At 73.5% G+C, this 22,267-nt stretch carries 19 protein-coding genes; 14 read left to right on the top strand and 5 right to left on the bottom strand.

Translation table 11 applies throughout. From position 1 onward, the window contains the following. Positions 1 to 290: 290 nt before the first annotated feature. Positions 291 to 857: a CGNR zinc finger domain-containing protein gene (locus tag OVN18_RS01290; RefSeq protein WP_267781466.1), complete on the bottom strand. Its 567-nt coding sequence runs from the start codon at positions 855 to 857 to the stop codon at positions 291 to 293. 85 nt (positions 858 to 942) lie between these two features. Between OVN18_RS01290 and OVN18_RS01285 the strand changes: the two genes are divergently transcribed. From OVN18_RS01285 to coaD, 4 genes are all read left to right on the top strand, one after another. Then, on the top strand, positions 943 to 2,007 hold the full coding sequence (locus OVN18_RS01285; protein WP_267781465.1) for an EamA family transporter: 1,065 nt from the start codon (positions 943 to 945) through the stop codon (positions 2,005 to 2,007). Between the two features lie 5 nt (positions 2,008 to 2,012). After that, positions 2,013 to 4,190, top strand: a complete 2,178-nt coding sequence (locus OVN18_RS01280) for an ATP-dependent DNA helicase RecG (protein ID WP_267781463.1) — start codon at positions 2,013 to 2,015, stop codon at positions 4,188 to 4,190. Between the two features lie 13 nt (positions 4,191 to 4,203). After that, positions 4,204 to 4,893 (top strand): endonuclease/exonuclease/phosphatase family protein, encoded by a 690-nt coding sequence (locus OVN18_RS01275; protein WP_267737714.1) that lies wholly within the window; start codon positions 4,204 to 4,206, stop codon positions 4,891 to 4,893. Positions 4,894 to 4,970: 77 nt separating this feature from the next. Then, positions 4,971 to 5,462: a pantetheine-phosphate adenylyltransferase gene (gene coaD / locus OVN18_RS01270; RefSeq protein ID WP_267781461.1), complete on the top strand. Its 492-nt coding sequence runs from the start codon at positions 4,971 to 4,973 to the stop codon at positions 5,460 to 5,462. Between the two features lie 126 nt (positions 5,463 to 5,588). On the opposite strand, the gene OVN18_RS01265 is transcribed toward coaD, so the two are convergent. Beyond that, on the bottom strand, positions 5,589 to 5,846 hold the full coding sequence (locus OVN18_RS01265) for a hypothetical protein (RefSeq protein ID WP_267781459.1): 258 nt from the start codon (positions 5,844 to 5,846) through the stop codon (positions 5,589 to 5,591). Between the two features lie 527 nt (positions 5,847 to 6,373). Between OVN18_RS01265 and OVN18_RS01260 the strand changes: the two genes are divergently transcribed. The 8 genes from OVN18_RS01260 (at position 6,374) to cofC (ending at position 14,369) form a co-directional block, all read left to right on the top strand. After that, positions 6,374 to 6,538 (top strand): hypothetical protein, encoded by a 165-nt coding sequence (locus tag OVN18_RS01260; RefSeq protein WP_267781457.1) that lies wholly within the window; start codon positions 6,374 to 6,376, stop codon positions 6,536 to 6,538. Between the two features lie 68 nt (positions 6,539 to 6,606). Beyond that, on the top strand, positions 6,607 to 7,614 hold the full coding sequence (locus OVN18_RS01255) for a TIGR03557 family F420-dependent LLM class oxidoreductase (protein ID WP_267781456.1): 1,008 nt from the start codon (positions 6,607 to 6,609) through the stop codon (positions 7,612 to 7,614). 215 nt (positions 7,615 to 7,829) lie between these two features. Next, positions 7,830 to 8,207, top strand: a complete 378-nt coding sequence (locus OVN18_RS01250) for a PLD nuclease N-terminal domain-containing protein (protein WP_267781455.1) — start codon at positions 7,830 to 7,832, stop codon at positions 8,205 to 8,207. Between the two features lie 36 nt (positions 8,208 to 8,243). Beyond that, entirely contained in the window at positions 8,244 to 9,065 is an 822-nt protein-coding gene (gene cofE, locus OVN18_RS01245; RefSeq protein WP_267781454.1) for a coenzyme F420-0:L-glutamate ligase, read from the top strand. 159 nt (positions 9,066 to 9,224) lie between these two features. Then, positions 9,225 to 10,187, top strand: a complete 963-nt coding sequence (locus OVN18_RS01240; protein ID WP_267737703.1) for an AAA family ATPase — start codon at positions 9,225 to 9,227, stop codon at positions 10,185 to 10,187. A gap of 8 nt (positions 10,188 to 10,195) precedes the next feature. Continuing rightward, the gene (locus tag OVN18_RS01235) at positions 10,196 to 11,446 is read left to right on the top strand and encodes a DUF58 domain-containing protein (protein ID WP_267781453.1); all 1,251 of its coding nucleotides are present in this window, start codon (positions 10,196 to 10,198) and stop codon (positions 11,444 to 11,446) included. Continuing rightward, positions 11,439 to 13,745: a transglutaminaseTgpA domain-containing protein gene (locus tag OVN18_RS01230; protein ID WP_267781452.1), complete on the top strand. Its 2,307-nt coding sequence runs from the start codon at positions 11,439 to 11,441 to the stop codon at positions 13,743 to 13,745. The genes OVN18_RS01235 and OVN18_RS01230 overlap by 8 nt, the downstream gene beginning before the upstream one ends. Before the next feature lie 9 nt (positions 13,746 to 13,754). After that, complete coding sequence (gene cofC / locus OVN18_RS01225; protein ID WP_267781451.1) at positions 13,755 to 14,369, top strand: 2-phospho-L-lactate guanylyltransferase; 615 nt, start codon at positions 13,755 to 13,757, stop codon at positions 14,367 to 14,369. Between the two features lie 74 nt (positions 14,370 to 14,443). Here cofC and OVN18_RS01220 read toward each other — a convergent pair whose 3' ends face one another. The 3 genes from OVN18_RS01220 to cofD all read right to left on the bottom strand — a co-directional run bounded on the left by OVN18_RS01220 (position 14,444) and on the right by cofD (position 19,758). After that, positions 14,444 to 14,857: a VOC family protein gene (locus tag OVN18_RS01220; RefSeq protein WP_267781450.1), complete on the bottom strand. Its 414-nt coding sequence runs from the start codon at positions 14,855 to 14,857 to the stop codon at positions 14,444 to 14,446. 1,027 nt (positions 14,858 to 15,884) lie between these two features. Then, on the bottom strand, positions 15,885 to 18,515 hold the full coding sequence (locus OVN18_RS01215; RefSeq protein ID WP_267781449.1) for a bifunctional FO biosynthesis protein CofGH: 2,631 nt from the start codon (positions 18,513 to 18,515) through the stop codon (positions 15,885 to 15,887). Between the two features lie 229 nt (positions 18,516 to 18,744). Beyond that, a complete protein-coding gene (gene cofD, locus OVN18_RS01210; RefSeq protein WP_267781447.1) occupies positions 18,745 to 19,758 on the bottom strand; it encodes a 2-phospho-L-lactate transferase in 1,014 nt (337 codons plus the stop codon). A 162-nt stretch (positions 19,759 to 19,920) separates the two neighbouring features. Between cofD and OVN18_RS01205 the strand changes: the two genes are divergently transcribed. Both OVN18_RS01205 and hydA read left to right on the top strand, forming a co-directional pair. After that, entirely contained in the window at positions 19,921 to 20,769 is an 849-nt protein-coding gene (locus OVN18_RS01205; protein WP_267737698.1) for a nitrilase-related carbon-nitrogen hydrolase, read from the top strand. Between the two features lie 28 nt (positions 20,770 to 20,797). Further along, on the top strand, positions 20,798 to 22,258 hold the full coding sequence (gene hydA / locus OVN18_RS01200) for a dihydropyrimidinase (protein ID WP_267781445.1): 1,461 nt from the start codon (positions 20,798 to 20,800) through the stop codon (positions 22,256 to 22,258). Positions 22,259 to 22,267: the final 9 nt, after the last annotated feature.

The following is a 22,267-nucleotide window of genomic DNA, read 5'->3' as shown; positions in this document are numbered from 1 at the left end:
TAGGGGAACCTTCTCCGCCGTCCTTCCACAACTGCGGAGCGGGTGAGCATGATTCAGCCGGTCCGTAGTTGTGGAAGGAGCGCGGACTCGAGAAGCCCGCCCCGTTCGTCCGCGGGGATCCGCCTGGCCGAGCCGGAACCGGTGCCGGAGCGTGAGCCGGAGCCTGGGCCGGAGCCGGAGCCGGAGCCGGAGCCGGAGCCGGCGCCGCCGAGCGCAACCCGCTCACCCGGCGTCCTCGCGCACCCCGCGCACCCGGCGCACCCGGCGCACCCGGTGCGCCCCTCGCCGCCCTAGCCCGCGCCGTTCGCCTCGTCGGCCTTCCGCTCCCGGAACGCGATCATGTTCACCCGGTTGCCGCAGCGCACGCTGCAGAAGCGCTTCGAGCCGTTGCGCGACAGGTCGATGAGCAGACCCGTGCAGTCGGGGGCCTCGCAGACCCGCATGCGATCCGTCTCGTCGGTGCGCACGACGTCGACGAGGGCCAGGGCGGCCTCGGCGCGGATGCGGTCGACGAGCGGGGCATCCATGGGCGTCGTGTGCAGGTGCCAGTCGAAGCCGTCGTGGCGCTCGAGGCGCGGCTGGGCGTCGGTCTCGCGCAGCATGGCGTTGACGCGCTCGGCCATCGCGTCGCGGTCGAGCACCCACAGCGCGCGCAGCTCGTCGCGGAACCCGTGCACGGCGGCGAGCTCGGCCTCATCCCGATCGAAGCGGCCGGAGAAGCGCCACTCGTCGAGCAGCGCGGTCAGCTCGGCCGGCGTCGCGAGCTCGTCGAGCCCGCTTCGCGAAGCCGTCGGCGCCGTGTTGGCGAGCGCGATGTCGAAGAGCAGCACCTCATCGGTGTCAGGGGCGAAATGCAATTTGACTCCTTATTCGCGCCCAGCATAACGTCAGTGGTGAACGGGCGCCGCACTCCTGACGGCGCCGATCCGAGACAGGATGCCCATGCCCCGCCCGATCGCCGCCGGCCTCGCCCTCGGACTCCTCGCCGCCGCCTCCTTCGGCACCTCGGGGGCCCTCGTGAAGCCGCTCCTGCAGGCCGGTTGGAGCCCCGCCGCCGCCGTCGCCGTGCGCGTGCTCATCGGCGGCCTCGTGCTGCTGCCGATCGCGCTCGTGCAGCTGCGCGGCCGCTGGCGCACGCTCTGGGTCGGCCGCTGGCGCATCCTCGGCATGGCGCTCGTCGGCGTCGTCGGCACGCAGCTGTTCTACTTCGCCTCGCTGCAGACCATCCCCGTCGGCACGGCCATCCTCATCGAGTACATGGCTCCGCTGCTGCTCGTCGCCGTCGCCTGGGCGCTGAGCCGCCGCGCGCCGCGCCCGGTCGTGCTCATCGGCTCGGCGCTCGCCGTCGGCGGGCTCGTGCTCATCGTCTCGCCCGGCGGCGACGGCGCCCTCGATCCGGTCGGCGTCCTGCTCGCCGCCGGCGCCATGGTCGGAGCGGCCGGCTACTACGTCATCGCCGCCCGCCCCGCGCACGGCCTGCCCTCGATCGCGCTCGCCTGCGTCTCGCTGCTGTTCAGCGCGGCGCTGCTCGGACTCGTCGGCCTCACCGGCCTGCTGCCCATGACGGCCTCCTTCGCCGACGTCTCGGTGCTCGGCGCCGTCGCCGCGTGGTGGGTGCCCCTGCTGCTCGTCGGCATCATCTCCACCGCGGTCGCCTACGCCTCGAGCATCAGCGCGAGCGCCATCCTCGGGGCACGGCTCGCCGCGTTCATGGGCCTGCTCGAGGTCGCGATGGCCTCGCTCTGGGCGTTCCTGCTCATCGGCGAGCAGCTGACCCTGCTGCAGGGCCTCGGCGGACTGCTCATCCTCGGCGGCATCGCCTTCGTCCGCTCCGACACCGGCGGCGACGCCGAGCACGCCGACGGCATCGCCGGCCCTGCCGCGCCCGACCTCGACGCGGCCGACGAGACCGCCGGCCCCAGCGGCGACCACGTCGCGCACCCCCGCACCTCGCCGATCGCGATGCCCGCCCCCGCGCGGCGGCGTCGGTCGGCGCGGCTACCGTAGAGGGCGTGACCGGCCCCCTCGACGCGAAGCTCGCGAGCGCCCTCGGCGACCGCAGCGCCAACGCCCTCAAGCGGGCGTTCGGCATGCTCACCGTCGGCGACCTGCTCAGCCACTACCCGCGGCGCTACGCCCGCCGCGGCGAGCTCACCGCGCTGAGCGAGCTGCAGATCGACGAGTCGGTCACGATCGTCGCCGACGTGCTCGAGGTCACCGAGCGCACGATGCGGGCCCGTCGCGGTTCCATCCTCGAGGTGAAGATCAGCGACGGCCGCGGCATCCTCATCCTCACCTTCTTCAACCAGGCCTGGCGCAAGAACGACCTCACCGTCGGCCGCCGCGGCATCTTCGCGGGCAAGGTCGGCGAGTACCGCGGGATCCGCCAGCTCGCCCACCCCGACTACGAGCTCTTCGACCCCGACGACGCGCCCGCAATCGGCAGCGAGCAGGCCAAGAAGTGGGCGATGCAGCCCATCCCGATCTACCCGGCCACCTCGACGGTCGCCAGCTGGCAGATCGCGAAGGCGATGGATGTCGCTCTCGCGTCGATCGCCGGCCTCACCGACCCCGTCCCGCCCGCCGTGCGCGCCGAGTTCGACCTGCTCGACCTGCAGCGCGCCCTCACCTGGATGCACCAGCCCGAGGACGATCGGCAGTGGCGGACCGCGCGCGACACCCTGCGCTTCCACGAGGCGTTCCTGCTGCAGGCCGCGCTGCTGCAGCGCCGCGCCCAGCTGCGCGAGAGCCCCGCGACCCCGCGCCGGCCCGGGCCGCTGCTCGCCGGCTTCGACGCCGCGCTGCCCTTCGACCTCACCGACGACCAGCAGCTCGTCGGCGACGAGATCGCGCGCGACATGGCGCAGGCGGTGCCCATGAACCGGCTCGTGCAGGGCGAGGTCGGCTCGGGCAAGACGCTCGTGGCCGTGCGCGCGATGCTCGCCGTCGCCGAGGACGGCGGCCAGAGCGCGCTGCTCGCCCCGACGGAGGTGCTCGCGACCCAGCACCTGCGCTCCATCGTCGCGGCGCTCGGTCCCGAGCTCGCCGCCCGGCTGCGACCCGTGCTGCTCACCGGCCAGCTCGGGCAGGCGCAGCGCCGTCAGGTGCTGCTGTCGATCGCGAGCGGAGCATCCCGCATCGTCGTCGGCACCCACGCGCTGCTCGGCGAGCTCGTGCAGTTCGCCGACCTCGGCCTCGTCGTCGTCGACGAGCAGCACCGCTTCGGCGTCGAGCAACGCGAGACCCTGCGCCGCAAGGGCGCCGTGCCGCCGCACGTGCTCGTGCTCACCGCCACGCCCATCCCGCGCACCGTCGCCATGACCGTCTTCGGCGACCTCGACGTGTCGACCATCACGACGCTGCCGGCCGGCCGCATCCCCATCGTCAGCCACGTCGTTCCGCTCGCCGAGCGCCGCGAGCTGTGGCACCGCGCCTGGGCGCGCCTCGGCGAGGAGCTCGCCCAGGGCCGGCAGGGCTTCGTCGTCGTGCCGGCCATCGATCCGACGACGAAGGAGGACGACCCCGACGCGCTCGCCGACGACGATGAGGATGCCGCGGCCGAGGTCGTCGACCGCCCGCCGGCCTCCGTGGCCGAGCTCGTGCCGCTGCTGCGCGAGCACCCGTCGCTCGCGGGTCGCCGTATCGAACCGCTGCACGGGCGCATGGGCACCGAGGAGAAGGACGCCGTCATGCGCTCGTTCGCCGCCGGCGAGATCGACGTGCTCGTCGCCACGACCGTCATCGAGGTCGGCGTCGACGTGCCCAACGCCTCGACCATGGTCGTCGTCGACGCCGATCGCTTCGGCGTCAGCCAGCTGCACCAGCTGCGCGGCCGCGTCGGCCGCGGCGGCGTGCCCGGGCTCTGCCTCTTCGTCACAGCCGCGCTGCCCGAGACCCTCGCGCGCGAGAGGGTCGAGGCGGTCGCCGCGACCCTCGACGGCTTCGAGCTCGCGCAGGTCGACCTCGAGCTGCGGCGCGAGGGCGACGTGCTCGGATCGACGCAGAGCGGGGGCCGATCCAGCCTGCGACTGCTGCGCGTCGCGAAGGACGGCGACCTGATCGGCGCGGCGCGCGAGGCGGCGGCCGAGGTGCTCGAGGGGGATGCGGCGCTCAGCGGGCATCCCGATCTGAGAGACGCCCTCGAAAGGCGCCTGGACGACGGTGCGCGCGCGTTCCTGGCGAAGAATTAGGCTGGGGAGGGTCATGAAGGCCATCAGCTACAACCTGCGCAAGCACGCCGCGATCGGTGAGCTCTCCGCGCTGATCGACGACCACGCTCCGCAGCTGCTGTGCCTGCAGGAGGTCGACACGGTCGATCTGCCCGCCGAGCTCGGCCCGCTGCATCTCGCCGACGCCACCAAGCGCAACCGGCTGGGACTCGCGATCTACTACGACCGCGAGCGCTTCGAGTCGACGACCACGGGCGCGTTCCAGCTCAAGAAGTCGCTGCACGACATCATCGCGGCGCCCGCCCACGAGCGGCTGCTCGGCACCCACCTCGTCGATCGCGAGTCGGGGCACGAGCTCGTCGTCGCCTCGTTCCACGCCGCGCCGCTCACCGCCCTGAACTCGCTGCGGCGCAACCAGATCCGTGCGGCGCACGAGGCCCTGCGCGGCTTCGGCGACGGCCTGCCCACGCTCATGGTGGGCGACTTCAACTACCCGCTGTTCAAGGACTTCCTCACCGCAGAGGTGCGGGAATCGGGCTACGAGCTCTCGCTCAGCGACCGCCGCACCTACACGCGGTACAAGTTCTTCCGCGGCCACTTCGACTTCGCCACCTCGTTCAACCTGCTCATCGACAGCGTGCAGACGCTGCCGCGAGGGGCGAGCGATCACCTGCCCATCCTCGTGACGGCCCAGTACGCCGAGGCGGCGGAGTCGGCCGCCTGAGGCGCCATTCGCGCGGCGGCGGCGTCGGTGCGGTGCTCGGACACGTCGTGGAAACACGGCCTCGCTAGGCTGGAGCCGTGAGCAGAGTCGCTGTCGTTCCCGGATCGTTCGACCCGATCACGCTCGGGCATCTCGATGTCATCGAGCGGGCGGCCCGCATCTTCGACGAGGTGCACGTGGTCGTGGTGCACAACCCCGCGAAGACGGCCATGCTGCCGATCGCCCAGCGCGTCGCCCTCATCGAGCAGGCTGTCGCCGATCGCGCTCTGCCGCGCTCGATCATCGTCACCAGCTGGAGCGTCGGACTGCTCGTCGACTACTGCACCGATGTGGGGGCGACCGTGCTCATCAAGGGCATCCGCTCGCAGATCGATGTGGCCTACGAGACGCCGATGGCGATCGTGAACCGCAACCTCGCCGGCGTCGAGACGATCTTCATGCTGCCCGACCCCGCGCACGCGCACGTCTCGAGCTCGCTCGTGCGCCAGGTCGCCTCCCTCGGGGGCGACGTCGCGCCGTACGTGCCGCGCGCGGTGGCGGAGTTCCTGCAGGCGCCGACCGAGGACTAGACCCCCGTCGACGGCGGAAGGCCGCCGCCCAGGCGAACCTCGGCGACGGCCTTCACGGGTGCTGCGGGTGCTGCAGGTGGTGCCGGTGGTGCGGATGCTCCTCCGCGGCGTGAGCTCATGACGAGCTCATCGCGGCGGAAGGATCAGCAGCGCGGCGTGCTGCCACTGCTGCTCGCGCCGGCGGCGGTCGTGCTGCGCCTCGCGGCGTCGGATGATCGACGCGCGCGTGACGATGACGCGCGGTCGACGGCTCCACTGCACGAGGGCGATGCCGATGCGCAGGGCGATGCGGTCGGGCAGGCTCACCCGGCGCGGGCGCGCGGGCACGGACTGCGGATGGACGATGGACGGTCGGCTCGGTCGAGCTGCGAGCGCGGTGCTCATGCGGGGTTCGTTCCTCTGATGCGTGGCGCAGCATCCATCGTCGGCGCGCGGTGGCGCGCCTCGGCGGATGCCGAACCGGAAGGGTGCCGCTCGTGGCGGCGGAAGGGGATCGACGCCCTCGTCGATCGGCGACGCCATGATGGCCGCGGAAGGGAGAGGGGTCGTGAACGGGGCGTGACCGCCGAAGGACGCGGAGGCGTCAGCCGGGGATCGGGCTTCGAGAGCGTCGCCACCGCGTGCGCGGGTGGCGGAATCTGCTACCCGGTCAGGCGGAGAGGACGCCGACGAAGCCGGCGGTGGAGGGGAATCCTCCGAGAGTGATGAACATCGCGGTGTTCATGAACATTGCGGGCCTCCTTTCGGCGTAGTGGGTGAGTGAGTGCCTGAGGAACCTACCCTGCGCGCGACCGGCGGCGCAAGAGGAATCCCGGGCGTGTCGCGCGGCGCCTCAAGGACGCAGCGGTGTGATGGGTCGATCTGAAAATACCCCGGGGGGTATAATGGAGACCCCACGAGAGGAGCGCACCATGTGCCAGCAGACCACGTGCCGCCGATGCGGCAAGACCACCTGGGCGGGCTGCGGTCAGCATGTCGATCAGGTGATGCGCGGCGTCCCGCGCGCCCAGCGATGCGCCGGCCACGAGGCGGAGCCCGGATTCTTCGCGAAGCTCTTCGCCCGCTCGCAGGCCTGACCGGGCGCGAACGCGGTTCGCGAGGCGAAGAGGCGCGTGCCGCGCACCGGGCGCGGCAGACTAGCCCCATGACCCCTGCCGCCCCGCTCATCGGCTACGCCGCCGCGCTCGAGCAGTACCCGCCGGCCGAGGCCGTCGCGCTCGCGCGTCTCGCCGAGCAGCACGGGTTCCACGGCACGATGGCCGCCGACGCCTTCGCCCCCTTCACGCCGCAGCAGGGCCAGGCGAGCGCCGTCTGGCCGGTCGCCGGGGCGCTCGGCGCGGCGACCGCGGGCGACATCGGGGTCGGTCCGGTCACGCCGACCTTCCGCGTTCATCCGGCCGCGGTCGCCCAGTCGTCGGCGACGCTCGCCGCGCTCTACCCGGGGCGCCACTGGCTCGGCATCGGCAGCGGCGAGGCCATCAGCGAGCACGTCACGGGGCAGTACTGGCCCGAGCCCGCCGAGCGCCTCAACCGCATGTTCGAGGCCGTGACGATCATCACCAAGCTGTTCTCGGCATCCCTCGCCGGCAAGGAGACCCGGCACGACGGCGAGTTCTTCCGCCTCGGCACGTCGCGGCTGTGGACGATGCCGGTCGAGGCGCCGCGCATCCTCATCGCCACCGCCGGCCCCGTCACGGCGAAGCGGGCCGGGCGCACCGTCGACGGCCTCATCATCGAGGCGGCGCCGATCGAGAAGATCGGGATGCTCTTCCAGCGCTTCGCCGACGGGGCCCGCGAGGCGGGCCGCGACCTCGCGAGCACGAGCCGCGTGCTGCGGCTGCACCTGTCGTGGGCGCCGAGCGAGGAGCAGGCGATGACGAACGCGCTCGTCGAGTGGCCCAACGGCGGGATGCGCTTCGCGAAGAGCGACATCCGCTCGCCGCACGACCTGGAGCAGATCGCCAAGCTCGTGCGCCCCGACGACTTCGACGACCGGTTGCTGGTGAGCGCCGACCCCGAGGTGCACCGTGCGGCCATCCAGCGCTACCTCGACCTCGGCTTCGACCGCGTCTACCTGCACAACGTCGGGCGCAACCAGGCGGAGTTCCTCGAGGTTTTCGGGCGCGAAGTGCTGCCGAAGCTGCATCGCTGACCCGCGCCCTCCGTCCGACGGATGCCGGTCCGGGCCCGGGGACCGCTCGTCCGGCCGCGAGCGCGCGCACATGCAGGACGTCCCCGGAGCGTCCCCTCGCCGTAGGCCGCGACATGCCGTAGTCGTGCTCGGAAGTCCTGCATTCGCGCACGGCGACGGCGGGATGCTCGCGCCGACCCTGGCGCAAGACGCGGTTTCCTCACTAGGGTGACCGCGTGTACCTGATCCTGGCCGCGCTGCCGATCCTGCTCTCCGTGCTGACCCTCGCCGACATCATCATGCGCGGCGAGCACCAGGTGAACCACCTGCCGAAGACCTTCTGGATCATCCTCGTGATCCTCATCCCGCTCGTCGGAGCCATCCTCTGGTGGACGATCGGCCGCGACTACGGCCCGCGTCCCGAGGCCGTCCCGTTCGGCGACCCGCGCCGCTGGGAGCGCCTGGTCGCCGCCGCGGGCAGCGCGCCGCTCAGCTCGACCGAGGCAGAGCTCGCCCGGCTCAAGGCGGAGATCGCGCAGGCCGAGAACGATGCGCGCATCCGACGCCTCGAGGCCGAGGTCGAGGCGCGCCGCCGCCGCGACGACGCCCGCTAGGAGTCGGCGCACGGCCGCGCTTGCGAGAATGGCAGCGTGACCGCACCCGAGCATCCCACCGCCCTGACCGTGCTCGTGCTGCCCGGCATCGGCGAGATCGTGCCCGGCGACGACCTGCCCGACCTCATCGCGCGGGCGGCGGAGGCGGGCGACGTGCGGCCCGGCGACATCCTCGCGGTGACGAGCAAGATCGTGAGCAAGGCCGAGGGGCGCATCCGCACGGCGGCCGACCGCGAGCAGGCGATCACCGACGAGACCGTGCGGGTGGTCGCGACCCGCGAGCACCCCGGAGGCGTCACCCGCATCGTCGAGAACCGCCTCGGGCTCGTCATGGCCGCGGCCGGCGTCGACGCGAGCAATACCGCCGACGGCACCGTGCTGCTGCTGCCGCTCGACCCCGATGCGAGCGCGGCGGCGATCCGCGCGGCGGTCGAGGCGCGGATCGGCGCCCCCGTCGGCGTCGTCATCACCGACACGGCCGGCCGCGCCTGGCGCGAGGGCCAGACCGACATCGCGATCGGGGCGAGCGGCGTGCGGCTGCTCGACGACCTGCGCGGCGGGCGCGACGCGAGCGGCAAGCTGCTCGAGGTCACGGCCCCCGCCGTGGGCGACGAGATCGCGGCGGCCGCCGACCTCGTGAAGGGCAAATCCAGCGGGATGCCCGTCGCCGTGATCCGCGGAATGGCGCGCCTGCTCGATGCCGCAGCCCCGGGCGGCCGGCAGCTCGTGCGCCGCGCCGAGGAGGACATGTTCTACCTCGGCCACCGCGAGGCGCGCGCCGAGGGGCATGCGGCGGGCTACGCCGAGGGGCTCGCGGCGGGCCGCGCGGCCGCGGCCGGAGCATCCGAGAATTCCTGACCTTCCCGCGAGGTCGTCGGCCTTTTCGTCACCGCGACGTGCGAGGATGCCGACGTGAGCACGACGACGAGCCCCGGCACTGCCGACCACCACCCGGCCGACCCCCCGACCGCGGGAGCCGCCGCCGGCTCGGCCGAGGGGGAGTCCGGCCCGATCTCGATGGAGCGGTTCGCCGAGCTCGGCGACGCCATCCGGCACGCGATGAACGGGGTGCTCGACGGCAAGCCCGAAGCCGTCGACATGGCGCTCACCGTGCTGCTCGCCGAGGGGCACCTGCTGATCGAGGACGTTCCGGGCGTGGGCAAGACCGTGCTTGCCCGCGCGCTCGCCACGTGCATCGCCGGCACCGTCAGCCGCATCCAGTTCACCCCCGATCTGCTGCCCGCCGACATCACGGGCGTGAGCGTCTACCGGCAGCAGCAGGGCGTGTTCGAGTTCACCCCCGGCCCGGTCTTCGCGCACATCGTCATCGGCGACGAGATCAACCGCGCGAGCCCGAAGACCCAGAGCGCCCTGCTGGAGTGCATGGAGGAGGGCCAGGTCACCGTCGACGGGCACACCCACCGCCTCGAGTCTCCGTTCCTCGTCGTCGCGACGCAGAACCCCGTCGAGATGGAGGGCACCTACGCCCTGCCCGAGGCGCAGCGCGATCGCTTCATGGCGCGCATCTCGATCGGCTACCCCGACGCGGCCAGCGAGCAGCAGATGCTGCGCGATCGGGAGCACGGCTCGCCGCTCGACCGCCTGCAGCCCCTCGTCGACGTCGCCGGGCTGCGCCGCATGATCGCGACCGTGCGCGAGGTCTTCGTGAGCCCCGCCGTCGAGCAGTACGCGGTCGCGATCGTGCAGGCCACGCGCGACGACTCGGCGCTGCGGCTCGGCGCGAGCCCGCGCTCCACGCTGCAGCTCGTGCGCGCCGCCCGCGCCCGCGCGGCCCTCGACGGCCGCGACTTCGTGCTGCCCGACGACATCGACGCGCTCGCCACCACGGTGCTCTCGCACCGCATGATCCTCGTTCCCCGCGCCCAGCATCCCGATGGATCGCCCGTGCGGGGCGTCGACGACGTCGTGCACCGCATCATCGCCGCGACCCCCGTGCCGGTGCCCGGCGCCCGGCACTGAGGGGCGCCGTGCCGCGATTGACCGGCAGGGGCTGGGCGTTCCTCGTCGTCGCCGCCAATCTCGCCGCCCTCGCCTACGGGCTCGAGCGCCCCGAGATCCTGCCCCTCGCGGTGGTCGCCGCCGCAGCGCCGATCGTGGGATTCCTCGTCGTCGCGGCCTCCCGCCCCCGGCTCGCCGTCGCACGGCATCTGCAGCCCGTCGTCGCGACCGTCGACGAGCCCGTGCGCGTCGAGGTGCTCGTCTCGGGGCGCGCCCGCGCGGCCGAGTGGATCGAGCGCGTGCCCATGCCGCCCGGCTACGCGGGCCCCGGCCGCCTCGAGGAGGTGCGCGCGCGGCGTCCGCGCTCCCTCGGCTACCGCTACTGGCCCGAGCGCCGCGGCCTCGCCTCGGTCGGCCCGCTGCTCGTCGAGGAGCGCGACCCCTTCGCGCTCGCGGTGCGGGTCACCAGCACGGTCGCCGTCACGACCCAGCTCGTGCTGCCCGCCGTCGAGCCGCTGCCCGCCGGACCGGTGCCCGACCCCAGCGCCGAGAGCGGGCCGCGCAGCAGTCGTTCGCGCGAGCGCGCCGACGACGACGTCATCACCCGCGAGTACCGCAGCGGCGACGCGATGAGGCGCGTGCACTGGCGCGTCTCGGCACGCCAGGGCGAGCTCATGGTGCGTCAGGACGAGCCGCAGGCCGGCCCCCGCGCGCGCCTGCTCGTCGACGACCAGCTCCCCTCCTACCCCGATCACCGGCCGCGCCGCGAGCCCGCCTCGCCCTCCTTCGAGTGGGTCGTGCGCATGGCCGCCTCCGCCGCCGCGCACCTCGCCGAACGGGGCTACGCCGTCGACCTCGTCACACCCTCGCCGCGCTCCGACGAGGCGCCCTCCGCCGACGGCCCGGTCGGCCGCGTGCTCGGGCAGCTCGCCGTGCTCGCCCTCTCGCCGGCCGCTCCGCTCGACGGCGTCCCAGGCACCGCCGCGTCCGTTCCCCTCGTCGCGGTGGCGTGCCGCCCCGACGCCGGCACCGTGCGGTGGATGCTCGCCCAGCGCGCCCCCGGATCGGTCGCCGTCGCCCTGCTCGTCGCCCCCTCCGGCCCGGTCGCCGACGGCCCGGCGGGCCGCGAGGCGGAGGACGCCTTCCGCCGGGCCGGCTGGCTCACGGCCGTCGTCGAGCCGACGGCGCCGCTCGCGGACGCCTGGTGGTCGCTGCTCGGGCGCGCCGAGGAGCGCACGCCCGCCGAGGCCCTGCTGCGCGAGGGGGCGCGCCGTGGCTGAGCGGGCGACGCGCGCGCGGGCATCCGCCCCCGCCCCCGGCCTCACGGGGCCGGGCTCGCCCGCCGTCGGCCTCGCCCTGCTGCTCGCGACCGGCGCCGCGCTCTCGGGCTTCACCGTTCTGCTCGAGCCGGAGGGCCCGTGGTTCGCCTCGACGCTCGTCGTCGCCGCGATCGTGCTCGCGGCCGGGCTCATCGTGCGCCGCACCGCGCCGGCCTGGGCGCGCCTGTGGTCGGTCGTCGCGGGAGTGCTCGCCCTGCCGATCACGCTCATCGCGATGTTCGCGCTCGACGCGCTCGTGCCGGTCGGAGACGACCTGCTGTTCGAGGGCGTCGTGCGCCGCATCGGCGAGCTCGTGCTCGAGGGGGAGTCGGGCATCGCCGAGCAGGGCATCCCGGCGATCGCCGAGGACGGCATCCGCTTCTTCCTCGCCGCCGGCATCGGGGCGCTCGTGCTGCTCGCCGACGTCGCGGCCTCGGCGCTGCGACGCCCGGCGCTCGCCGCGGTGCCGCTGCTCGCGGTGCTCGCCGTGCCCGTCGTGCTCGTCCCGGGGGAGCTGCCGCTCCTCTCGGTGCTCGCGACCGCGGTGGCGTTCCTGCTCGTGCTCGCCGTGCACCGTCCGGCAGCGAGCGGCGGCGGGGCGGCGGCGGGGCGGGCGGTCGGCATCGCCGCGGCCGTCGTCGCGGTCGCCGTCATCGCCCCGCTGCTGCTGCCCGCGGTGGTCGTCGGCGACCGGCCGACGGGCGCGGGCGTCGCGGCCGTCACCTCGGGCGTGAACCCGGTGATCTCGCTCGGCGACGACCTGCGGCGCGGTGCGCCGGTGACCGTGCTGCGGTACTCGACGACGGCCGAGGGCGGGCTCTACCTGACGCTCTCGCACCTGGCCGATTTCGAGGGGCAGGAGGTGCAGCCGGTCGTGCGCGACGCCCCGGCTGAGCCCACGGACGACGTCGGCCCGCCCGCCTGGTTCGGCGAGGAGGTGGCGCGCAGCGAGGCGACCACCGACATCACGCTCGTCAACCTGCGCTCGCGGTGGGTGCCGCTGCCGAGCTCGCCCGCTCGGGTCACCGACCTCGACGGCTCCTGGATCGTCGACCGCGACGGGCTGACGATGCGATCGCCGGCGGGGCCGTTGCGCGCCGGCTCGTACACGGTCGACAGCCTCGTCGCCGAGCCGACGCCCGAGCAGCTGCGGGCGGCGGGCGTGACCGCCCCCGGGCTCGATCGCTATCGCGCGGTGCCCGACGAGACCGAGCCGATCGTCGCGCAGACCGCGCGCACCGTCGTCGGCGACCTCGCCGCCCCCTACGAGCAGGCCCTCGCGCTGCAGCGGTTCTTCACCGACGGCGCCTTCGAGTACTCCGAGCAGGCGCCCGTCGAGGGCGGCTACGACGGAACGGGCGCCGAGATCGTCGCGCGGTTCCTCGAGGCCCGCAGCGGCTACTGCGTGCACTACGCCTCGGCGATGACGCTCATGGCGCGCACCCTCGGGATCCCCGCCCGCATCGCCGTCGGCCTGCTGCCGGGAACCCGCGACCCCGACGCGCCGAGCGAGTTCGCGGTGAGCAGCGACGACCTGCACGCCTGGCCCGAGCTGCACTTCGACGACCTGGGCTGGGTGCGCTTCGAGCCGACGCCCTCGCGCGGCACGACCCCCGCCTACGCGACCGACGACGTGCCGGCGACGGATGCTCCCGCCGAGCCGGGCGCGACCCCCAGCCCCACGCCCGACCCGGCGACGCCGAGCGACGCGCCCGATCCGAGCGCCACGACGCCGGGCCCCGATGGCGCGGATCCGCTCGTGCCGAGCGACGCCCCCGGCGCGGGCGGTGACGGGGCCGAGGCGGGGGCCGTCGCCGGCTTCCGTCCCGATCCGGCGGCCGTCGCGGCGCTCGCGGTGGTTCTCCTGCTCGCGGGGCTCGCGGCCCCCGGCGTCGTCCGCGCGCTCCGCCGCTCCCGCCGCCGCCGCTCGTCCGATGCGCTCGACCGCTGGCGCGAGGTGCGCGACACCGCGCGCGATCTCGGTCTGCCCGCCGCGCTCACGCTCACGCCCCGCGCGCTCGCCGATCGCTGGGGCGCCGGCGATGCCGCGGTGCGGGCCGACCTCGAGCGCGTGCTGCTCGCCGCCGAGGCGCGCGCCTTCGGTGCCGAGCGGTCGGCCGTCGATCCGCCGGTCATCGACGGCGTGCTCGCCGCGCTCCGCCGGCAGTCGCCCTGGTGGCGCCGGATGCTCGCGCGCGTCGCCCCGGTCTCCCTGCTGACGCGCGCCGACGACGCGCTGCTCGAGCCGGCCGCGGCCTAGGCTCGAACGATGGCCCGTCCCGTCTCCCTCGTCATCCCCGTGCGCGGCGGGGGCCAGGGCAAGTCGCGCCTCGCCGTCGCCGAGGAGCGCCGGGCGCGCATCGCCGAGGCGATCGCGCTCGACACCGTCCTCGCCGCGCGGGCCTGCGCCGCGGTGGGCGAGCTCATCGTCGTCGGGGCCCTGCCCGAGCCCGTCGCCGGCGTGCGCATCGTGCCCGATCCCGGCTTCGGCCTCCTCGTCGCGATCGGCGCGGGGCTGGCGATCTGCGACGCGGATGCCCCCACCGCCGTGCTGCTGGGCGACCTGCCGGCGCTGCACCCCGCCGACCTCGAGTCCGCGCTGCTCGCGGCGAGCGAGCACAGCTGGGCCTTCGTGCCCGACGCCGAGGGCTCGGGAACGGCGCTCGTCGTCGCCGCGGCGGGCCTGCCGCACTCGCTGCGGTTCGGGCCGGGCTCCGCCGAGGCGCACGCCGAGGCGGGCTACGTCAACCTCACGGCCGGACTCGCCGGCCCGCCGCTCACCCTCACCACCCTGCGCCGCGACGTCGACACGCTCGACGATCTCGAGGCCGCACGAGCGCTCGGCCTCGGAGCCCGCACGACCGCGGCGCTCGCCGACGGCTGAGGAGGGCGCCGGCGCGCGCAGCCGAGCGCTGAGTCGCGGGCCGGGCGCCGTACGCCGCGCTTCGATCGCGACGGCTAGGAGGGCGGCCCCTGCTCTGCGGCGACCGGGTCCATCCAGAAGAACTCCCAGTGGTGGCCGTCGGGGTCGCGCACGTCGGCGCTGTACATGAAGCCGAGGTCGCGGGGAGGGCGGGCGGCCGTGCCGCCTGCGGCGACGGCGCGCGCGAGGAGGGCATCCACCTCGTCGCGGCGGTCGGCGCTGAGTGCGTACATCGCCGCGGTCGCGGTGCGCGCGTCGGCGACGGGCAGATCGGTGAAGGCGGCGAAGTCGTCCGGCTCCATGACCATCGCGTAGATGGTGTCGCTCATGACGACGCAGGCGGAGCTCTCGCCCGAGAAGGCCTCGTTGATGGTGAAGCCGAGGGCCTCGTAGAAGGCCCGGGAGCGGCCCACGTCGGCCACCGGCAGATTGACGAAGATCTTCAGCATGCGGCACACCGTACGCCGGTCGGCCCGCCGGCGCAGCCCCGCGCGCGCTCCGTCGGCGCCGCACTCAGTCGGCCCCGCACTCAGTCGGCCCCGCGCTCCGTCGGCCCCGCGCTCCGTCGGCCCCGCACTCAGTCGGCCCCGCGCTCAGTCGACCCCGCGCTACGTCGTGTCCGCGCTCAGTCGACCCCGCGCTACGTCGTGTCCGAGCCGACGGCGCCCCCGTCCGATGTCGCCCCGCCTTCCGGCGAGGCGCCCGCCGCGTCCCACCCGCCGGTGCCTTATCCGGCGTCGCTGCATCCGTCGGCGCCGCATCCGTCGGCGCGCTATCCGACTGCACCCGATCCGCCGGCGAGCCGTCCGAGGTGCGGACCGCCCCGTAACGTCGTCTCTCTCGTCTCTCTCGTCTCTCTCGTCTCTCTCGTCTCTCTCGTCTCTCTCGTCTCTCTCGTCCCGCTCGGCCTCGGCCTCGTCCCCTCCCGCCTCGCCGCTAGGGCCTCTCGACTCGGCCCTCCCGCGCTGCCGACCTCATGTCCCGCCGGCGCGGCGGGTGGCACGCCATCTCATGGTCCTTCCACTGTGCAGGAACTTCGCGATAGAACCTCGAGTAAGTCCTGCACAGTGGAAGGAGCGCGGGGGCGAATGCTCCGTCCGTGCCGTCCGTGCCGTCCGTGCCGTCCGTGCCGTCCGTGCCCCCCGTGTCGTCCGTGCCGTCCGCATCGTCCACGTCGCTCGCGACGATCATCAGGCGGCGGCGGGGCGCTCCGCGGATCCGGCGCACCTGAGGCCTCGAGCCGATCGTGCGGCGCCCGACGTGCTGGAGGGCACGCAGTCCCGCGCCGGCCGCGTCGAATCAGCGCGGACAGCCCCCGGCAACCACCCGAGGTCCGCGCGCGCCCATCGCTCCGCGGCATGCGTCAGCCTCGCGCCACCCCGCCGCGCAGACACCGAGCCGTTCAGCCGCACGCCACCGGGGCCGCACTGCGCGGCGCCCACGCACGAGCCGCGCACTCTCCCCGCCCGCCCCCGCTCAGGCCCCCGCGCGCACCTCGGCGATCGACAGCGCGAGCCGCCGGCCGGTCGCCGCGTACCCCGAGGTGCGGTGCGCCTGCGCGGCGGCGATGCGCTCGGAGGAGGGCTCGCCGTAGGTCGTCGTGCGCTGCCAGGCGGTGCGGCCGATCGCGCCGACGAGCTCCTCGAGCTCGGCGACGGTCTTCTCCGAGCCGTTGTCGGCGCCGGCCATGCGGCTGATCGTCTCCTCCATGAGGGTGCCGCCCACGTCGTCGGCCCCGCCGCGCAGCATCATCTGCGTGCCCTCGGTGCCGAGCTTCACCCACGAGGTCTGGATGTGGTCGATGCGCCCGTGCAGCATCAACCGCGCGACCGCGTGCACGGCCCGGTTCTCCTGCGCCGTCGGCCCCGGCCGCGCGACGCCCGCGAGGTACACGGGCGAGTTCGCGTGCACGAACGGCAGCAGCACGAACTCGGTGAACCCGCCGGTGGAATCCTGCAGCGCCGACAGCGTGCGCAGGTGGCCCACCCAGTGCGCGGGATTGTCGACGTGGCCGTACATCATCGTCGACGACGAGCGGATGCCCAGCCGGTGCGCCGTGCCCACGATGTCGAGCCAGGTCGCCGCCGGCAGCTTGCCCTTCGTGAGCACCCAGCGCACCTCGTCGTCGAGGATCTCGGCCGCCGTTCCGGGGATCGTGTCGAGCCCGGCGCTCTGCGCCTCGCGCAGGAACTCCTCGAACGACAGCCCCGTGCGGGTCGCGCCGTTGACGATCTCCATCGGGCTGAAGGCGTGCAGGTGGATGCCCGGCTGACGCCTCTTGACCTCGCGCGCGAGGTCGAAGTACGCGGTCCCCGGCAGATCCGGGTGGATGCCGCCCTGCATGCAGATCTCCGTCGCGCCCAGGTTCCACGCCTCGTCGACGCGGTCGCCGACCTGCTTCATCGAGAGCGTGAAGGCGTCGGCGTCGGTGCGCCGCTGCGCGAAGGCGCAGAAGCGGCAGCCGGTGTAGCAGACGTTGGTGAAGTTGATGTTGCGGTTCACGACGAAGCCGACGCGGTCTCCGACCGTGTCGCGCCGCACGGCGTCGGCCAGACCCGCGAGGGCGTCGAGGTCGGCCCCGTCGGCGTCGAGCAGGGTCAGGTAGTCGGCGTCGGAGAGCCCGGCAGGGGCATCCTCAGCGCGCCGCAGCACCGCGCGCACGCCAGCGCTCACCGCGAAGCCCGACGCCGACCGGCGCGTATCGCCGACGGTCTCGCGCAGCTCGGCCCAGTCTCCGTAGACGTCCTCGAAGTCGCCGCGGGTCTGCGTCGTGCGGCCGACGGTGTCGATCTCGACGTGCAGGTCGGTGCGGCCGGTGCCGCCGATGGCCGCCCAGTCGGGGTCGGGCTCCTGCCACGGCAGGCCCACCGGCATCGCCGACTCGTCGGCCAGGCCGTCGGGCCCGGCGAGCGCGCGCACGTGGGGCAGCACGCGCGGGTCGATCCACGGCTCCTCGGCGCGCACGAAGTGCGGGTGCGCGGTGAGGCGCTCGCGCAGCGCGAAGCCCGAGAGCGCGGTCAGGCGCGCCAGCTCGTCGATCTGCGGCCACGGCCGCTCGGGGTTCACGTGGTCGGGGGTCAGCGGGCTCACGCCGCCCCAGTCGTCGATGCCGGCCCGGATCAGCAGGCCGAGCTCCTCGGCGTCGGTGAGGTTCGGCGGGGCCTGGATGCGCGCACCCGGGCCCATCACGAGCTTCGCGACGGCGACCGAGGCGATGTACTCCTGCAGCTCCAGGTCGTCGGCGCCCCGCATCGCGGTGCGCGGCTTCGCGCGGAAGTTCTGGATGATGACCTCCTGCAGCGAACCGTGGCGGCGGGCCACGGCGCGCAGGGCGAACATCCCGTCGACGCGCTCGGCATAGGTCTCGCCGATGCCCAGCAGCAGGCCGGAGGTGAAGGGCACGTTGCTGCGCCCGGCGTCCTCGAGCACCCGCAGCCGCAGCGCCGGATCCTTGTCGGGGCTGCCGAAGTGGGCGAGCCCGCGCGTCTCGAAGAGCCGGCGCGAGGTCGTCTCGAGCATCATGCCCATGCTCGGCGCGACCGGCTTGAGGCGCTGGATCTCCTCCCACGTCATGACGCCGGGGTTGAGGTGCGGCAGCAGCCCGGTCTCCTCGAGGATGCGGATCGACATCGCCCGCAGGTAGTCGATCGTCGAGTCGTAGCCGTGCGCGTCGAGCCACTCGCGCGCCGCCGGCCAGCGGTCCTCCGGGCGGTCGCCGAGCGTGAACAGCGCCTCCTTGCACCCCATCGCCGCGCCCTGGCGGGCGACCTCGAGAACCTCGTCGGGGCTGAGGAACGGCGCCTTGCCCTCCTTCTCGAGCTGGTTCGGGGTCTTCACGAAGACGCAGTAGTGGCAGCGGTCGCGGCACAGGTGCGTGAGGGGGATGAACACCTTGCGGGAGTACGTGATGACGCCGGGGCGTCCGGCGCGCTCGAGTCCGGCATCCCGCACGCGGCTCGCGACGGCGAGCAGCCGACCGAGGTCGTCGTGCCGCGCGTGCAGCAGCGTCTCGGCCTCGGTGGCGTCGAGGGTCACGCCCGACTCGGCGCGCTTGAGCGCGCGCGAGAGGGCGGAGGCGGTGGGGATGAAGGCGGCGGCGTCGGTCACGAGGGCTCCGTGGTCGGCTGCGGGCGCCCGCGGGCGACCGAGAGGGATGCGGGCGCGCGCGACCCGCGGGGAGTGGCCCGGGCAGAAGCCGGGCCGGGGCGCCCCCAATGCCGGGTGCGCCGCGTCGATGTCGTCACCCTACCCGCGTCATGAGTCGGGCGCGTTTCGGGCCGGAGCGCTCATCCGAGCCGCCCGAGCCGACGCCGCGGGCCGGGGCCTCCCGCGCCGCTCAGTCCTCGTCGCGCAGCTCGAGCCCGAGCGCGACGGCCTGCTCGGCGAGCGCCGCGGCGGTGTCGAGGTCGTTCATCCACAGCGGCACCGCCCGCACGGCGAAGCCCTCGTCGTCGAGCGGAGCGACGAGCGCGGCGTCCTCCTCGGCGACGAGCCAGCCATCGAGCAGCCCGCCGTCGCGGCGCAGCCCGTAGTGCCGGGCGACGGCGCCCGCGTCGGTGGCGACCCCGATCGCGTTGAGGCAGGCATCGGCCATGCCCCGCACGGCGGCGCCGGCGATGATCGGCGAGACGCCGACGATCGGGGCGCGCTCGGCGGCGATCGCGTCGAGCATGCCGGGCACGGCGAGCACCGTGCCGATCGACACGACGGGGTTGGAGGGGGCGACGAGCACCAGGTCGGCGTCGAGCAGGGCATCCAGCGCACCAGGGGAGGGCGCCGCGCTCTCGATGCCGTGCTGCACGAAGCGGGCCGCCGGCAGCGAGGCGCGGTAGCGGGTCCACCACTCCTGGAAGTGCAGCTCGCGCGCGGGGGATGCCGCACCGCTGTCGCCCGCGATGACGACGTGCGTGTCGACCTCGTCGTCGGTCGCCGGGTGCAGGGTCACGCCGAGCTCCCAGCGCTGCTGCAGACGTCGGACCACCTCGGAGGGCGTCTCGCCCGCGCGCAGCCACGCCGTGCGGGCGATGTGCGTGCCGAGGTCGAGGTCGCCGAGCGTGAACCACGGCGGGGTGACGCCGTAGGCCTGCAGCTCGGCCGAGACGCGCTCGCTCTCGCCGACCCGGCCCCAGCCGCGCACCTCGTCGTTCTGGCCGCTGAGCGTGTAGAGCATCGAATCGAGGTCGGGGGTGATGCGCAGGCCCGCGAGCCACCAGTCGTCGCCCGTGTTGACGATGACGTCGATCGCGGCGCCGGCGAGGGGCGCTCCGGGGGCCGCGCGCCGCACCGCCTCGCGCACTCCGCGCACGAACCGCGCGCCTCCGACCCCGCCTGCGAGCACCACGATCCTCATGCCTCCACGCTAGCCGCCGCGGCGAGCGCTCATATGTGGGCCGTCCTGTCCGAATGCGCAGATGAGGCCTAGGTTTTACCCACGCGTCATTGGGCGAAACGAGCCGGAAACGGCGCTCTCGCACACTGGCCCCAGTTCAACGATGAAAAGGGGAACATGCACATGACCACGGTTCGCGCCGCGATCACTCAGACCACCTGGACGGGCGACAAGGAGTCGATGCTCGACAAGCACGAGCAGCTGGCCCGCGATGCCGCGGCCGACGGGGCGCAGATCATCTGCTTCCAGGAGCTCTTCTACGGGCCGTACTTCGGCATCATCGAGGATGCGAAGTACTACGACTACGCGGAACCCGCTGACGGGCCCATCGTGCAGCGCTTCGCCGCCCTCGCGAAGGAGCTGAAGATGGTCATCGTCCTCCCCATCTACGAGGAGGACATGCCCGGCGTCTACTACAACACCGCCGTGGTCGTGGATGCCGACGGCACCATCCTCGGCAAGTACCGCAAGCACCACATCCCCAACCTCGACCGCTTCTGGGAGAAGTTCTACTTCCGCCCCGGCAACCTCGGCTACCCCGTCTTCGACACCGCCGTCGGCAAGGTCGGCGTCTACATCTGCTACGACCGGCACTTCCCCGAGGGATGGCGCGAGCTGGGCCTGAACGGCGCCGAGATCGTCTTCAACCCGAGCGCCACCAAGCCCGGTCTATCCAACCGCCTGTGGGAGCTCGAGCAGCCCGCCGCCGCGGCTGCGAACCAGTACTACATCGGCGCCAACAACCGCATCGGCACCGAGAGCGACGAGTTCGGCGACCTCGCGGTCACCTTCTACGGCTCGAGCTACTTCGTCGACCCGCGCGGCAACTACGTCGGCGAGGTCGCGAGCCAGGATCAGACCGAGACCGTCACGCGCGATCTCGACCTCGACCTCATCCGCGAGGTGCGCAACAACTGGCAGTTCTACCGGGATCGTCGACCCGACTCCTACACCGCGACCACGCGCCCGTAGCCCGACCGACGACTCCAGGAGAACTGCGATGACCATCCTCATCACGGGCGGAACGGTCGTGGGCGCCACCGGGCGCACGGCCGCCGACGTCCTCATCGACGGCGAGCGCATCGTCGCCGTGCTCGAGCCGGGCTCGACCCTGCTCGGGCACGATCTGACCGCGAGCGTCGACACCGTCATCGACGCGACGGGCAAGTACGTCATCCCGGGCGGGATCGATGCGCACACCCACATGGAGCTGCCCTTCGGCGGCACCGCGGCGATCGACACCTTCGAGACCGGCACGATCGCGGCCGCCTGGGGCGGCACGACGAGCATCATCGACTTCGCGGTGCAGACCGCGGGGCAGAAGGTGTTCGACGGGCTCGCCGCCTGGCACGAGAAGGCGGCGGGCAACGCGGCCGTCGACTACGGCTTCCACCAGATCGTGGGCGGCGTCGACGCCGACTCGCTCGCCGCGCTGCCGAAGCTCATCGACGAGGGCATCACGAGCTACAAGCTCTTCATGGCCTACCCGGGCGTCTTCTACAGCGACGACGCGCAGATCCTGCGCGCCATGCAGGTCGCCGCGGACACCGGGCTCATGACGATGATGCACGCCGAGAACGGCCCCGCCATCGACGTGCTCGTCGAGCAGCTGCTCGCCCAGGGCAAGACCGACCCCTACTACCACGGGGTCGCTCGCGCCTGGCAGATGGAGGAGGAGGCGACGCACCGCGCGATCATGCTCGCCAACCTCACCGGCGCCCCGCTCTACGTCGTGCACGTGAGCGCCAAGCAGGCGGTCGAGCAGCTCGCGGCCGCGCGCGACGTCGGGCAGAACGTGTTCGGCGAGACGTGCCCGCAGTACCTGTACCTCTCGCTCGAGGACCAGCTCGGAGCATCCAGTGAGGAGTTCGGGGCCTTCGAGGGCGCCAAGTGGGTCTGCTCGACGCCCCTGCGGTCGAAGCAGGAGGGCCACCAGCACCACATGTGGCGGAGCCTCCGCACCAACGACATCCAGATGGTCTCGACCGACCACTGCCCTTTCTGCATGAAGGGCCAGAAGGAGCTCGGGCTCGGCGACTTCTCGAAGATCCCGAACGGCATCGGCTCGGTCGAGCACCGCATGGATCTCATGTACCAGGGCGTCGTCACGGGCGAGATCACCCTCGAGCGCTGGGTCGAGCTCACGAGCACGACCCCGGCGCGCATGTTCGGCCTCTACGGCCGCAAGGGCGTGATCGCCCCGGGCGCCGACGCCGACGTCGTCATCTACGACCCGAACGGCCACACGAGCATCGGCATGCCCGTCGACGCCGAGGGCCGGCCGACCGGCAAGAAGCACCACATGAACATGGATCACGCGGCCTGGGAGGGCTTCGAGATCGACGGCAAGGTCGACACGGTCATCAGCCGCGGCTCGATCGTCATCCGCGACGACGCCTTCCACGGCCGCGCCGGCCACGGGCAGTACCTGCGCCGCGGCCTGTCGCAGTACCTGGGGTAGAGGAGAGGA

The organism is Microcella daejeonensis, from assembly GCF_026625045.1.
In the GTDB taxonomy this organism is placed as follows: Bacteria; Actinomycetota; Actinomycetes; order Actinomycetales; family Microbacteriaceae; genus Microcella; species Microcella daejeonensis.
This window is presented reverse-complemented; position numbering and strand designations above follow the sequence as displayed.